Here is a 15045-nt window from a genome sequence, read left to right as displayed (position 1 = left end):
ATGTATCGACAAAATTAGGAATAATTAATTCACTACCACTAAAAAAATCACTTTATCTTAATAATAGCCCGTAAAAATAAAAACCACCCAACGATTAACAAGCTTCCTCCAATAGGGGTTACAAACCCTATTCCTGATAAATCAATCCCTAATGACTGATCTACAACCAGTAAGTAAATAGATCCTGAAAACAATACCATTCCCATAGTAAAAAGATAAAATATACTTTTTTTCCTTTGTTCTTCTATTTTGGACATACTTCCCAGTACCAATAATACAATTGCGTGATACATTTGATACCTAACTCCTGTATTAAAAGAGTCAACTGCTGCTAAGTCCACTATTTTTTTTAAACCATGAGCTCCGAAAGCTCCCAGAATAACCGCCAACATACCAGCAACAACCCCTGTAATCAAAATTGCTTTATTCATTGTTTTTTTTACCTAATTTGATTATATTCTATCTGTTTTTCATAAATAAAGACAAAAATTTTAATGAAACACAATTAACACTTAGTGATATCGAACTTTTTTTTTCCCTTATTTACTACATTCGTATCAAAGTTATCAAAATTCTTATGAAGTATGCGAAAGATATTGGTTATTGGTGCAGGTAAGTCTACTGCTGTTTTAATAAAATATTTACAGGACAAATCTGTCACTGAAAATCTACATATTACTATTGGGGACATTTCTTTAGAAAACGCCAAAAAACTAGAAGCTAACCACCCTAATACAACTGCTATTTTATTAGATGTTTTCAAGAGCGACTCTCGGAAAGCAGCTATCAAAAATGCAGATATTGTTGTTTCTATGCTCCCCGCGAGATTTCATATAGAAGTTGCAAAAGATTGCCTGCAATACAACAAATCAATGGTAACAGCTTCATATGTAAGTGAAGAAATGCAAGCCTTAGATAAAAAAGCCAAGGAAAAAGGATTGTTATTTATGAATGAAATAGGTCTTGATCCGGGAATCGATCATATGAGTGCTATGCAGGTATTAGATCGCATCAGAAAACAAGGAGCTAAGGTTGTTCTTTTTGAATCCTTTACCGGAGGACTTGTCGCTCCCGAAAGCGATACCAATTTATGGAATTACAAATTCACTTGGAATCCCAGAAATGTGGTTGTTGCCGGACAGGGAGGTGCTGCAGAATTTCTTCAAGAAGGCACCTATAAATACATTCCATATCACAAACTTTTTAGAAGGACTGAATTTCTGGAAATAGAAGAATACGGAGGATTTGAAGCCTATGCCAACAGAAACTCCCTAAAATACCAAAGCATTTACGGACTTGATGATATCCTAACACTTTATAGAGGAACTATTCGAAAAATAGGGTTCTCCAGAGCCTGGAATACATTTGTACAACTAGGAATGACCGCTGATGATTACACAATTGAAAACTCCGAAAATATGAGTTACAGGGAGTTCACCAATTCTTTCCTGGCATATTCTCCTACAGATTCCGTAGAATTAAAACTAAGACATTATCTAAAAATTGATCAGGATGATATTATGTGGGCTAAGCTAATCGAGTTAGACCTCTTTAATCCTGACAAAAAAATAGGCATTCCTAATGCTACCCCTGCTCAAATCCTTCAAAAAATATTAATGGACAAATGGACATTAGACGAAGGAGATAAAGACATGATCGTTATGTATCACAAATTTGGATACGAGATCAATGGTGAGCAAAAACAAATTGATGCTACCATGGTCAGTATAGGAGAAGATCAGACATATACAGCTATGGCACGAACAGTAGGACTACCAGTAGCAATGGCAACCCTAAGAATTCTAAACAAGGAAATAACACTTACCGGGGTTCAAATCCCTATACAGGAACAAGTATATAAACCTATCCTCAAAGAATTAGAGGAATACGGAATCATTTTTAAAGAAAAAGAATGTGAATATCTCGGGTACAACCCTAATAGAGTAACCGGCTAATCATTACATATCTTTTAAAAAAATTAAATCAACCCAAGCATCAAATTAATATTTTGATCATTACCGCACCACCCACCCTATGAAGAATCAAGGAAATAGTATAAAAATAGATGGTACAGACAAAGAGATTTTACGAAATCTTATGGAAGATGCCAGAAGACCCATCTTAGAGATTGCCCGAAAAATAAACATCTCGGGAGCAGCCATCCATCAACGCTTAAGAAAACTGGAAGCTTCTGGACTTATTGCAGGATCCAAATTTATTATAGATCCTAAAATATTAGGGTACAAAACTATGGCATTTGTCGGAGTATACTTAGACAAAGCCGTCAGCAACCCAAAAGCTGTTAAACAATTAGAAGAAATTCCTGAAGTAATCGAATGCCATTATACTACCGGAAACTGGTCTATCTTTATCAAAATCCTTTGTAAAGACAACGAACATCTCATGACTGTATTAAATAAAAACATTCAGGCAATCGAAGGGGTTTCCAGAACAGAGACTTTTATATCACTGGATCAGCAAATCGACAGGCAAATAAAGATATAATCCGCCCCCACTATAAAAAATGTTTTTCAATTTCCACCTCTTGAGGACATAAACATCTCGATTAGTCTCGAAAGAAAAATCTTATTTTTAACTCAATTTTAATACTTAAACAAGGGTAAAAACGTACTTAAAAACTTTTACACAAAAACACAACAAACTGAAAAACAATGATTAACAAAAGTGTTTAATGAAAATATTCTCAAAAAAAATGAACATTTTAAAAACCAAAAGAATCGGTTAAACTTCTCACAAAAAAAGAAAGCATTTTCATTTTTTAATACTTTCGCATTCACAGTAACTATTTAAAAACCGTCTAAATAAAAAGAAATGAATTCTTATTTTTTCTTCTTTATTCTACTCATATCCACCTGTTCATTGTTTGGACAGCGAACGTATGATATACACGGACAAATACTGAAAGAAAACACAGAGACTCCTATACCTGGAACAACTATATTTTTTAGCTCTAAAGGTAATTTTTACGGAACTTCTACAGATGAAAATGGGTATTTCCAGATAAATAATTTATCAAAAGGAACCTATGAAATCGCTATTAACGATTCTAATTATCAATCCAAAAAAGAAACTATTATCGTAACAGATAATAACGAACCGTTGCTTTTCTTTTTAACCCCTATTATATCCATATCAGAAAAAACAACTCATCAGCTTTCTTTTCAAAAAGATAATCACAAGAATCAAAACAAACAACAAAGAACGCTTCCTAAAGAAGAAGAATAGACAGAAGCATTATCAACCTTTACCCCAAGTAATATGCACTTAGCATTTACGAAGTGTTGATATACAAGAAGAACCTCAACATTGATTTCCCCTATTCTCAAGTTGAGGCTTCTTCTATTTGTTTTTTACGTACTACTTTTTAATCTCTCCTTCCTAAAAAGATGGAGATGAAATACAGAAGCGTTGCTATAGATCCCAGTGCAGCTACCACATATGTTCTTGCTGCCCATTTTAAAGCATCTTTTGCCGCTCCATGTTCTTCTTTTGTCAGAGTATTGGTATTTTCTAACCAGGCTAATGCCCGGTTACTCGCATCGTACTCGACAGGTAATGTAATTACACTAAACAAAGTTGTCATCGCAAACAATACAATCCCTGCCAGAAATACAGTACTTCCTATTGCCGAAGCTGAAGCCGTAAGAACCAGCCCAGCCATAATCACAATATTAGAAAACTTTCCCGCTATACCAACTACAGGCACAATCTTAGACCTCATTGTCAACCAGCTATAAGCCGTCGCATGTTGAACCGCATGACCACATTCATGTGCTGCCACTGCTGCTGCTGCTGCATTTCTTTGATTATATACTCCTTCACTAAGATTCACTGTCTTATTCATTGGATTATAGTGATCTGTCAACATACCAGGAGTAGAAATCACTTTTACATCATATATCCCATTATCATGCAACATTTTTGTCGCGATCTCATGACCACTTAACCCATTAGACAGATACATGTTAGAATATTTTTTGAATTTGCTTTTCAAACGACTACTCACCAAGGAGCTTACCAAAAAAATGATTCCTCCAAGAATATAATATCCCATCATAATTACATAATTTTACATTGTTACTTGCTAATATAATAACAAAAACCTCGCCGTAAGCGAGGTTTTTATATAAATTATAGAAATCTATTGTCCTTTGTTTCTTAGTTCAGATATGTTTCAACATCTTTTAACGGAAGATCAAAAGCCTCTGAAATTGCAGGATATACAACATCTCCATTAATAACATTTAATCCTTTTTTCAAAGGTTCGTTATCTGCACATGCTGCTTTCCATCCCTTATTTGCCAATTGTACAGCGTATGGCAAAGTGACATTTGTCAGTGCCAAAGTTGACGTATATGGCACAGCACCAGGCATATTCGCCACAGAATAATGTACTACATCGTCAATAATGTAGATAGGATCCTGATGTGTAGTAGGTTTTGTGGTTTCAAAACATCCTCCCTGATCAACAGCTACATCAACCACTACAGTTCCCGGTCTCATATCTTTCAACATATCTTTGGTGATCAACTTTGGAGCTTTTGCTCCTGGAATCAACACTCCTCCGATAATCAAATCAGCATTTTTGATATGCTTACGAATGGTATATTCATTAGAATACTCAGTATTCACATTTGCCGACATTACATCATCTAAGTAGCGCAAACGCTTCATACTAATATCAAGTATTGTGACATCGGCTCCCATACCAGCAGCCATCTTAGCCGCTTGTGTCCCTACAACTCCTCCTCCAAGTACTAATACTTTTGCAGGAGCAACTCCTGGAACACCTCCAAGAAGAATTCCTCTTCCCTTTAATGGTTTTTCCAAATATTTAGCTCCTTGCTGGATAGACATTCTTCCTGCCACCTCACTCATAGGAGTCAATAACGGCAAGCTTCTATCAGCTTCTTCAACTGTTTCATAAGAAACACATACAGATCCACTTTCGATCATTGCCTTTGTCAATGGCTCACTTGATGCAAAGTGGAAATACGTGAAAACTAGTTGATCTTTTTTAATCAATGAATATTCTGGTTCAATAGGCTCTTTTACTTTGATAATCATCTCAGCAATGCTATATACCTCCTCAATAGTAGGTAATATTTTAGCACCTGCCTCAACATATTCTTCGTCACTAAACCCGCTTTGAACTCCAGCTGTATGCTGAACATATACAGTGTGACCATTTTTAACAAGCTCCATTGCTCCGGCAGGGGTTAACCCAACCCTGTTCTCGTTATTTTTGATCTCCTTAGGAACACCTATTATCATATTTTTATTTTTTTGCCGAAATTATGTTATTTAAAGAAAATACACAATAAAAAAAAAGCTAAAATTGAAGATTTGATAATTTACAATCACTCCTTTTCGAAACAGCTTTATCCCCCTTCTATAGACAGGTTACCTCTTAAAAAAAGCAGGAGATATACAACCAATACCCCCTGCTTTTCTCGTTTTTATTTTTATAAAAATAGCTTATCCCACAATATTGACAATCTTACCTGGGACTACTATTACTTTTTTAGGACTACGACCTGCTAACTGTTGCTGCGTTTTTTCGTGAGCCATTACTTCTTTTTCTATTTCCTCTTTACTCATTTCTAATGACAACTCCATTGTAAAACGAGTTTTCCCATTAAATGATATTGGATAATTTTTAGTACTTTCTACAAGGTGTGCTGCTTCAAATTTTGGGAAAGAAGCGATAGAAATTGAAGCTTCATTTCCTATCAGACTCCACAATTCTTCTGCTACATGGGGAGCATATGGAGCAATTAATACCAATAATGGTTCTAGCACTTCTTTGCTATTGCATTTCTGAGCAGTCAATTCATTCACTGCGATCATAAATGTACTAACCGAGGTATTAAATGAAAAGTTTTCGATGTCTTCTTCTACCTTCTTAATAGTTTTATGTAATGTCTTCAGGTTATCCTTTGTCGGAGCTGTTTCAGAAACAACATGTCCTTCTTCTCCAATATATAATTTCCACAATTTTTTCAGGAAATTATGTACTCCGGTTATTCCTGCTGTATTCCATGGTTTTGCTTGCTCTAACGGTCCTAAAAACATCTCATATAATCGAAGAGTATCCGCTCCATATTCATTACAAATATCATCTGGATTCACAACATTAAACCATCTTTTGGACATTTTTTCCACTTCTCTTCCTACAAGATATTTTCCGTCTTCTAATTCGAATTCCGCATCAGCAAATTGTGGTTGCCATTGCTTTAGTCCATCGATATCAAGTTCATCCGATGCATTAATCAGGTTCACATCTACACGTAGCGCCTCTGTCTCATATGAAGACGCCAAACCTTTGGATACATATTTATTAGTACCGCTAACTCTATACACTAACGCACTGGTACCCAAAATCATTCCTTGGTTAATCAGTTTTTTAAAGGGCTCTTCTACACTTATAAAACCTCGGTCCTTTAAAAACTTTGTCCAAAATCGAGAATATAACAAATGACCTGTCGCATGTTCGCTTCCTCCTATATACAAATCAACATTCTCCCAATAAGACAACGCTTCTTCTGAAGCAAATTCTTCTTTATTCAAAGGATCCATATATCGAAACAAATACCATGAACTTCCAGCCCATCCTGGCATCGTATTTAATTCTAACGGAAATACTGTAGTGTGGTCAACTAAATCATTAGACACTACTTTATGTGCTTTGGTATCCCAAGCCCAGGCATCTGCTCTTCCTAACGGAGGCTCTCCTGTCTCTGTTGGCAGGTATTTCTCTACTGCCGGCAATTCTATCGGCAAATACTCTTTTTCAATCATTTGAGGCATCCCATCTACATAATACACAGGAAACGGCTCTCCCCAATATCGCTGGCGACTAAAAACCGCATCTCTCAATCTATAATTCGTCTGTCCTTTTCCCTGACCAATCTCTTCTAAGGACGAAATTGCTTTTTTAGTCGCTTCTTTATAGCTCAATCCATCTAAGAAATCGGAATTCGCAATAATTGTTTTCTCTTTATCTGCGAATGCCGCTTCTGATATATCTGCATCCGCAAAAATATTCTTAATAACAGGCATTCCTTCTTTTCCTGAAAAGAAGTTCGCAAAATCATAATCTCTTTGATCTCCGCAAGGAACTGCCATTACAGCCCCGGTACCATATCCTGCTAGTACATAGTCTCCAATCCATATCGGGATTGGTTCTTTACTGAAAGGGTGCTCTGCATAAGCTCCGGTAAAAACTCCACTGATTGTTTTCACATCAGCCATACGTTCTCTTTCGCTTCTTTTTGACGTAGCTTCTACATAAGCTTCTACTGCTTCTTTTTGTGCTTCTGTAGTAATTTTTGCAACCAATTCATGTTCTGGTGCCAAGGTCATAAAAGTAACCCCAAAGATCGTATCAGGTCGAGTAGTAAACACCTCTATTGTATCTTCAAAATTCTTTATATTAAAAGTAACGCTTGCTCCTACCGATTTCCCTATCCAGTTTCGCTGAGATTCTTTTAAGGAATCTGTCCAATTAATAGTATTCAACCCTTGGAGCAATCGTTCTGCATATGCAGAAATACGCATACTCCATTGGGTCATTTTTTTTCTGATTACAGGATATCCTCCCCGCTCAGAAACTCCATTAACAATCTCATCATTTGCTAACACTGTTCCTAACTGAGGGCACCAGTTTACCTCAGTTTCTGCCAGGTAGGTTAATCTATATGTAAGTAATACTGCTTGTTTTTCTTTATCTGAATACGCATTCCATTCTCCCGCAGAAAAAGTCTGTATTGCATCATCACATGCAGCTTTTACTTCTTTATTTCCTTCTTTCTCGAATATGGCAATCAAATCACTAATCGGTTTTGCCATATTATTTTTAAGGTCATACCAGGAGTCAAACAATTGAATAAAAATCCATTGAGTCCACTTATAATAAGCTGCATCACTGGTTCTTACTTCTCTACTCCAATCAAACGAAAATCCGATCTTATCCAGCTGTTCACGGTATCTGGCTATATTATCTTTGGTAGTGATGGCAGGATGCTGTCCTGTTTGTATAGCATATTGCTCTGCTGGAAGCCCAAAAGAATCATACCCTTGCGGATGCAAGACATTAAATCCTTTATGGCGTTTGTATCTCGCATAGATATCACTAGCGATATATCCGAGAGGATGCCCTACATGCAACCCTGCTCCAGAGGGATATGGAAACATATCCAAAACATAGAATTTTTCTTTTTCACTAGCATTTTCAGCCTTAAAAGTACCTTTTTCAGCCCAATATGCTTGCCATTTGGCTTCTATCTTGTTAAAATCGTATTTCATCAACCTGGTTTTTCAGTCCGCAAATTTACAATTTTATAAGAGTATTTCAGCGCTTCCTTATTTTTCTTATGACGAAGTAGCCCTAGTACTTCTCTAAAAACGGACAAAAATCAGAACTCACAACTATTTTCTTGCTTTTTCTTCCATCGGTTTTAGACAATAGTAAACAAATTTATTGGCTGGGGTCTCTACCCCTAATCGTTTTCCTTCTTTGACAATATACCCATTAAAGTCTTCTAACTCTGAAGGTCTCCCTTCTAAAATATCTCTTTGTGTAGATGCCGTAGAATCAAAAGGTTGTCCTGCTATAAAATCCATAGTAGCGGATACTGCGGTTTCTTCTAAGTTGACTTTTTTAGCTTTTGCTACCTGATAAATTTCACTGACAACCATCGCTAATATTTTTCGCAACTCCATATCTGAATACATCTCTCCAATAGTTGCCCTTGTCAAAGCACCTAATCCACTGACAGCTGCTATAAACATAAATTTTCTCCAGATGGCTACATTAATATCGTCTGCAATTTTATTTTTTATTCCTGCTGTATCAAAAATGCGTTTTACTTTTTCTAATTTTTCGGATTCTTTGTTAAACACATTTCCAAAAATGATTTCCGGAGGAAATCCAAAATGCAAAATTGTTCCCGGGGATTCTATTTTGCTATAGATTTTACACAGTCCCCCCAGGATATGCTCCGTTTTGAGTTCCTGTTCTAGTTTCTCTACATTATCTGCCCCATTTTGTAAAGGGATTACAACTGTATCTTCTTTTAAGATAGGTTGTATTTGTCGGGCGGCTTCACGCACCTGCCAAGATTTTGTACAAACCAGAATCACATCTGCTTTCTCTACTATATCAATATTATTAGTTACCTGATAAGGTTTTACACTAAAATCCCCCTCAATACTCTTAACGACTAATCCTTTCTTTTTTATCGCTTCAAGATGTTTCCCTCTAGCCAAAAGCGTTACTTTCTGACCGGAATAAGCAATTTTACCTCCAAAATACCCTCCAACACCCCCAACACCTATAATAACTGTATGCATGTCTTTTTAATTTAAATAAATATTTTCTTTAGGTTACATTTTTCTATAACAGCTTCTCAATAATTAGCTAATTTTTAAGTTTATAATTTATTTAGTAAATTATCAATGTATAAAACATAAAGAGTATTTTTTTCTTGAGATCTGTAATTAACTATTCTTTATTATTTTTACCCCATAAAAATACATTTTATGAGTTCATCTTTCGATAGGTATCAAAAGCGAAGATTAATCTCTTCTTATTTTTCTGTTGTCATAAGTATATCTCTCGTACTTTTCTTACTAGGTCTCCTGGGTCTATTAGTCTTAAATACTAAAAAAGTAGCGGATCATTTTAAGGAAAAAATTGCCTTAACCATTTACCTAAAAGACAGTACCAAAGATGTCGAAATAAAACAATTAGAAAAGAGCCTGGCTTTGGCTGAATATACAAAATCAACAACTTTTATTTCTAAAGATCAAGCTGCAGAAGTGCACAGTAAAGATATTGGTGAGAATTTCATGGATTTTCTGGGATACAATCCATTACAAAACAGTATTGATGTCAACTTAAAAGCCGCTTATGTAGATGCTGCCAAAATCGCGGAAATTAGTGCTACTATCTCAAAAAAAGAGTTTGTGGACGAGGTTATCTATGACAAACCATTAATTTCTCTTCTGAATGACAATATTAAACGTATTAGTTTCTGGGTATTACTTGCCAGCGGAATTTTTACATTTATTGCGGTATTATTAATCAACAGTTCTATCCGATTGTCTGTCTACTCTAAGCGCTTTATTATAAAAACGATGCAAATGGTAGGGGCTACTAAAAAATTTATTCGTCGTCCTTTTGTATGGAAAAGTGTACGCTTAGGTATGATTGGCGCTATTGTTGCTATTGCGGGAGTCGGAACCGTTTTATATTACCTGAACGAAGCCTTCCCTGAACTTGCTTTACTTAACGATACGATCTTACTCGCTATTCTATTTATAGGGGTTTTTATCATAGGAGTTGTCATTACCTGGATTAGTACATACATTGCCACACAACGTTTTCTAAATCTCAGAACGGACGATCTTTATTACTAGATTATGGGACCTATTCACTGGAATATCGACCCTGAGATTACAACACTTTTTGGTGTACTCCCACTACGCTATTATGGTATTTTATTCGTAGCAGGAATTCTTCTGGCATATCAAGTTATAAAGAAAATCTACATCTCAGAAAATATCCCCCTCAAGGACTTAGATAAACTAGCTACTTACATCCTTCTGGGTACCTTAATAGGAGCGCGATTAGGGCATTGTATTTTTTATGACTTCTCGTATTTTTACCATCATCCTTTAGAAATTTTTCTTCCGGTAAAAATAACGAATAGCGGATGGCATTATACCGGTTTCTCTGGATTAGCAAGTCACGGAGCTGCCATCGGTATTTTGGTTGGAATTACCTTGTACACCATAAAAACAAAAACATCTTTCTTATGGGCTATCGACAGAGTAGCTTTGATTATTCCTGTTACTGCTTTTTTTATCAGAATAGGAAATTTTATGAATTCTGAGATTTATGGAAAACCTACTCAAGGAAATTATGGGGTTATTTTTATGAAGGATGATTTAATCCCTCGACACCCAACTCAATTATACGAAGGTTTCTCATACCTAATCATTTTTGGCGTATTATGGTTCCTTTACAAAAAGAAAAAAATTGTAGAGCAGAAAGGATATTTATTTGGCCTGTTCTTAGTTCTTATGTTTTCTGCCAGGTTTATCATTGAGTTTTTCAAGGAAAACCAAGCTTCTTTTGAAGAGAATATGATTATAAATATGGGGCAGTTATTAAGTCTACCTTTTATATTTACCGGAATCATTCTAAGCCTGATGAGCAAAAAAGACCTTTAGTTACTATGAAAAAATTCGCAAAAGTATACTTCATAATCATGTCCTTTCTGTTTATCATTTTCTTATGGATCGTGATACAAACATTCAAACCTGTACGCAATGTAGAACCTGAAGATGTTATGCTAATATCTGGTATTGTCGAACGTATTTATGAAGCTCCCGGAGACGACATAGCAATAAAGATTCAGGGAGATGATCATTATTACTACATCAACAGAGGCTTACAACATCAATTAAAATTAGATGTACTCCAACCACTTCTTCTGAATAAAAAAGTTACTTTGTATTCTATTAAAAGATGGACTATCTTTACCCGAGATTGCAACATGGGACATATATCCAAGTTGATAATAGACGAGCAGGTAATTTTTAATGAAATAAACAACGACACTCATGAAAAAACAATCTAAAACACCATCACAATCTGATTTTGTCTTTAGAAAGAAAAACTATATTGTTATGGCGATAGGTCTGGGCGTAATCGCATTAGGTTTTATTCTCATGGCTGGTGGTGGTAGTGATGATCCTGCTGTTTTTAATCCTGAAATTTATAATTTCAGAAGAATTCGGCTTGCTCCTATGATTGTATTACTTGGATTTGGTATTGAAGCCTATGCCATATTACTTGATCCTGACAAAAAAAAGAAAAAGTAGCTCTCTTCTGTTTCTCATCGTTTTTTACAGTGCATTCTCTTCTTATTTTTTAAGTTTCTTTGAGATTAGTAAGTATATTTGCAGACCTTAATCAATACGCACAAATCTACCGACCCTCTGATACTGACAGAGCAACGTAGCTATATAGCAATATACACATGGAAATTTTAGACGCAATTATCTTAGGAATTATTCAGGGACTTACAGAATTCTTACCTGTTTCTTCTAGTGGTCATTTAGAACTGGGAAAAGCTATTTTGGGAGCAGAAAGCATTCCAGAAGAGTCATTACTGGTCACCGTTGTTTTACATTTTGCTACTGCACTAAGCACCATTGTTATTTTTAGAAAAGACATTCTGGATATCTTTAAGGGCTTATTCGCTTTCAAAAAAAATGAGGAAACTCTTTTTTCATTTAAGATCCTCATTTCTATGATTCCTGCTATTATTATTGGAGTATTTTTTGAAGAAGAACTAGAACAGTTGTTTGGAGGTAACATCCGATTTGTAGGGTACATGCTTCTGGTTACCGCTGTCCTTCTCTGGTTGGCTGACAAGGCAAAAGATACGTTGAAATCTATAAGTACCTCAAATGCCCTGGTAATCGGAATTGCTCAGGCAATAGCAATGTTGCCAGGAATTTCTAGAAGTGGTGCTACGATTTCCACCTCTGTCTTACTAGGAAATGACAAAACCAAGGCTGCTCGTTTCTCCTTTCTAATGGTAATTCCATTAATTTTTGGTAAAATTGCTAAAGATCTTTTGGGTGGGAAAATTGATTTCGCTAATGCTAATATCCTTCCTTTGACTATTGGCTTTATTGCTGCCTTTTTATCTGGGTTAGTAGCCTGCACGTGGATGATCTCTTTGGTTAAAAAAAGCAAGTTATCATATTTTGCCTTATATTGTATCATAGTTGGACTAATTGCCATCGGCTTTAGTTTTATAAAATAACCCCCAAATGCTAACCGAACAAGATTATAAAGATGGTCAGGTAATTCTAATTGACAAACCTCTGGAATGGAGTTCTTTTCAGGTAGTCAATAAAATTAGATGGCATATCCGAAAAAAATTCAACCTAAAAAAAATAAAGGTTGGTCATGCTGGTACTCTTGATCCTCTTGCTACAGGTTTACTTGTCCTTTGCACAGGAAAATTCACTAAAAAACTTCAGGATTTCCAAGGGCAAATAAAAGAATATACCGGTACTATTACACTGGGAGCAACAACTCCTTCCTATGATCTGGAGACTGAAATCAATCAAACATATCCTACAGAACATATTACAGCAGAAATTGTAAAAAAAACTACAGAACAGTTTTTGGGTGATATCGATCAATACCCTCCTGTTTTTTCTGCTTTAAAAAAAGATGGAAAACGATTGTATGAATATGCCAGAGAAGGAGAAGCTGTTGAAATAAAATCCAGAAAAATTACAATTAGCGAATTCGAAATTACCCGAATCGAATTGCCGGAGGTAGATTTTAGAGTTGTATGCAGCAAAGGTACCTATATCAGATCATTAGCTAATGATTTTGGAAAAGCATTACATAGTGGCGGATATCTGAGTGCATTAAGAAGAACCAAAATAGGAGACTTTTCTACCGAAAAGGCACTTACTATAGAAGAATTTGAAGCCTTATTAACCCCTGAAATAAGCAATCCATAAAATATTGTCATAGAAACAGAGTTTACTTTATTGATGAATTTCATAGAAAAATATAAAGCCTTAATTATTACTTCCCTTCTCATGGGGATTTTACTACTTGGGCTATACAACATTCATATGCTGGGCACCTCCAATAACAAAGGAGAAATGCTAGTCGAACTTCCCGTAGAAGATATTATGGAAGAGCTAGAAAAAGAAAAGGAGGAACTGGATCCTATACAGGAACAACGAAAACTCATTGCTGCTAAACGCACACACAATGCCTATAATGAAGATTTTGAAGATCCTGATGACACTTCTTTTGAAGACCGTTTAAAAGCACTTACAGAAAGTCCTATCGCCGAATCTTCTGAGGATGGTCCGAATAATCTGGGAGATGTTTCTACAGAAGAAGACAAAGAAAAAGAAGAAACTCCTGAACAAACCAATACCGATACCAATAAGCAAAAACAAAAAACTAACGAAACCAATAACAGAAATAGTTCCCTCACTTTTACCCTAAAGGGAAGAAAAGCAATCGATCTCCCCAATCCAATATATACATGTCAGGGAAGCGGTAAAGTCGTTGTAAAAGTTCAGGTAAATGCCAATGGCTATGTATCTCATAGCAAAGTAGACAAAAAAAACTCTACAACCAGAAACGAATGCCTTTTTGACAATGCCTTAGATTATGCAAATCAAGCTATTTTTTCTGCTTCCGAAGTAAAGGAACAAAAAGGCACTATTACGTATTATTTTAACTACAGTGAATAACCCTAATTAGGCTAATAATCCACTGAGATCGTTTACTATATTTTCCCCTTTGTCTTTGTTATACCATACTTGAAGATCTTCTTTGAACTGGGCATCCAAACCTCCGTGTTTTTCTTTATAATCATTAACCATTTTTGTTGCTGTCGATGGTCTTGGTCCCCATGTTCCGATAATTTCTCTGTTAGAGTTGTCAATCGCAATCAGCTTAGGAATTGCCTTCCCTCCATTTGTCAAAAAATGACTCATTAGCGCATCATTCTCATCTCTCAACACAATCCTAAGATCAATCCCTTCATTAATTTCTGCTACTTTGTTTATAACCGGTAAAGACTGAGCTGCATCTCCACACCAACCTTCTGAAAGCACTAACCAGGTAACATCCAGTTTCTTTGCTTTAATGCCAGATGCTATTGTTTCATCTATTTTGATCGTCTTATCTAATCGTTTCATCCTACGATTATTTAACGTACTATAATTTAACAAGTCTTCTGTCTGTTCTTTTGCTGTAGATTTTCCTTCCGAAATTAAGTCATTCACTAATGTTCTATAATCTGAATAGCTTCTGGAGTTTTTAATTCCTTCATCAATCAATTGATTGACAGATAATGTTGATGTTTCTTTCATAATACTGGCGTGTTTCTTTATTTTTTTATTTAGTTCGAAAAAAATGATGGAAACTTACGCATTTAATTATTATTCTTTTGTTAAAAA

Annotated in this window: 16 protein-coding genes; 10 read left to right on the top strand and 6 right to left on the bottom strand. The window is 35.5% G+C overall.

Going from position 1 to position 15045, the window contains the following annotated elements:
* Positions 1-47: 47 nt before the first annotated feature.
* Entirely contained in the window at positions 48-431 is a 384-nt protein-coding gene (locus tag ACFSTE_RS01350; RefSeq protein WP_176027928.1) for a DUF423 domain-containing protein, read from the bottom strand.
* 153 nt (positions 432-584) lie between these two features.
* On the opposite strand from ACFSTE_RS01350, the gene ACFSTE_RS01345 reads away from it, so the two are divergent.
* The 3 genes from ACFSTE_RS01345 (at position 585) to ACFSTE_RS01335 (ending at position 3246) form a co-directional block, all read left to right on the top strand.
* On the top strand, positions 585-1955 hold the full coding sequence (locus ACFSTE_RS01345) for a saccharopine dehydrogenase family protein (protein WP_176027929.1): 1371 nt from the start codon (positions 585-587) through the stop codon (positions 1953-1955).
* A gap of 79 nt (positions 1956-2034) precedes the next feature.
* Positions 2035-2505 carry an Lrp/AsnC ligand binding domain-containing protein gene (locus ACFSTE_RS01340; RefSeq protein ID WP_176027930.1) on the top strand — a complete coding sequence of 157 codons (471 nt, stop codon included), beginning with the start codon at positions 2035-2037 and terminating at the stop codon, positions 2503-2505.
* Between the two features lie 327 nt (positions 2506-2832).
* Positions 2833-3246 (top strand): carboxypeptidase-like regulatory domain-containing protein, encoded by a 414-nt coding sequence (locus ACFSTE_RS01335; protein ID WP_378258065.1) that lies wholly within the window; start codon positions 2833-2835, stop codon positions 3244-3246.
* A gap of 139 nt (positions 3247-3385) precedes the next feature.
* Here the strand turns inward: ACFSTE_RS01335 and ACFSTE_RS01330 are convergent, their stop codons facing one another.
* The 4 genes from ACFSTE_RS01330 to ACFSTE_RS01315 form a co-directional block, all read right to left on the bottom strand.
* Entirely contained in the window at positions 3386-4078 is a 693-nt protein-coding gene (locus ACFSTE_RS01330; protein ID WP_176027932.1) for a zinc metallopeptidase, read from the bottom strand.
* 101 nt (positions 4079-4179) lie between these two features.
* On the bottom strand, positions 4180-5295 hold the full coding sequence (gene ald, locus ACFSTE_RS01325) for an alanine dehydrogenase (protein ID WP_176027933.1): 1116 nt from the start codon (positions 5293-5295) through the stop codon (positions 4180-4182).
* 204 nt (positions 5296-5499) lie between these two features.
* On the bottom strand, positions 5500-8328 hold the full coding sequence (gene leuS / locus ACFSTE_RS01320; RefSeq protein WP_378258062.1) for a leucine--tRNA ligase: 2829 nt from the start codon (positions 8326-8328) through the stop codon (positions 5500-5502).
* 123 nt (positions 8329-8451) lie between these two features.
* Entirely contained in the window at positions 8452-9375 is a 924-nt protein-coding gene (locus ACFSTE_RS01315) for a ketopantoate reductase family protein (protein ID WP_176027935.1), read from the bottom strand.
* Between the two features lie 189 nt (positions 9376-9564).
* Between ACFSTE_RS01315 and ACFSTE_RS01310 the strand changes: the two genes are divergently transcribed.
* The 7 genes from ACFSTE_RS01310 to ACFSTE_RS01280 all read left to right on the top strand — a co-directional run bounded on the left by ACFSTE_RS01310 (position 9565) and on the right by ACFSTE_RS01280 (position 14334).
* Positions 9565-10443 carry a cell division protein FtsX gene (locus ACFSTE_RS01310; protein ID WP_176027936.1) on the top strand — a complete coding sequence of 293 codons (879 nt, stop codon included), beginning with the start codon at positions 9565-9567 and terminating at the stop codon, positions 10441-10443.
* A 3-nt stretch (positions 10444-10446) separates the two neighbouring features.
* Positions 10447-11259 carry a prolipoprotein diacylglyceryl transferase gene (gene lgt, locus ACFSTE_RS01305; protein ID WP_176027937.1) on the top strand — a complete coding sequence of 271 codons (813 nt, stop codon included), beginning with the start codon at positions 10447-10449 and terminating at the stop codon, positions 11257-11259.
* A gap of 5 nt (positions 11260-11264) precedes the next feature.
* Positions 11265-11669: a hypothetical protein gene (locus tag ACFSTE_RS01300; RefSeq protein WP_176027938.1), complete on the top strand. Its 405-nt coding sequence runs from the start codon at positions 11265-11267 to the stop codon at positions 11667-11669.
* Positions 11653-11913 (top strand): DUF3098 domain-containing protein, encoded by a 261-nt coding sequence (locus ACFSTE_RS01295; protein ID WP_176027939.1) that lies wholly within the window; start codon positions 11653-11655, stop codon positions 11911-11913. Before ACFSTE_RS01300 ends, ACFSTE_RS01295 begins: the two co-directional genes overlap by 17 nt.
* 158 nt (positions 11914-12071) lie before the next feature.
* Positions 12072-12866, top strand: coding sequence for an undecaprenyl-diphosphate phosphatase (locus tag ACFSTE_RS01290; protein ID WP_176027940.1), 795 nt, complete (start codon positions 12072-12074; stop codon positions 12864-12866).
* Between the two features lie 7 nt (positions 12867-12873).
* Positions 12874-13581 (top strand): tRNA pseudouridine(55) synthase TruB, encoded by a 708-nt coding sequence (gene truB / locus ACFSTE_RS01285; RefSeq protein ID WP_176027941.1) that lies wholly within the window; start codon positions 12874-12876, stop codon positions 13579-13581.
* A 33-nt stretch (positions 13582-13614) separates the two neighbouring features.
* Complete coding sequence (locus tag ACFSTE_RS01280) at positions 13615-14334, top strand: hypothetical protein (protein WP_378258058.1); 720 nt, start codon at positions 13615-13617, stop codon at positions 14332-14334.
* A 6-nt stretch (positions 14335-14340) separates the two neighbouring features.
* Here ACFSTE_RS01280 and ACFSTE_RS01275 read toward each other — a convergent pair whose 3' ends face one another.
* Positions 14341-14958 carry a thioredoxin family protein gene (locus ACFSTE_RS01275; RefSeq protein WP_176027943.1) on the bottom strand — a complete coding sequence of 206 codons (618 nt, stop codon included), beginning with the start codon at positions 14956-14958 and terminating at the stop codon, positions 14341-14343.
* Between the last annotated feature and the right edge of the window lie 87 nt (positions 14959-15045).

The sequence above is a fragment of the Aquimarina hainanensis genome, from assembly GCF_042684685.1.
GTDB classification, from domain to species: domain Bacteria; phylum Bacteroidota; class Bacteroidia; order Flavobacteriales; family Flavobacteriaceae; genus Aquimarina; species Aquimarina hainanensis.
This window is presented reverse-complemented; position numbering and strand designations above follow the sequence as displayed.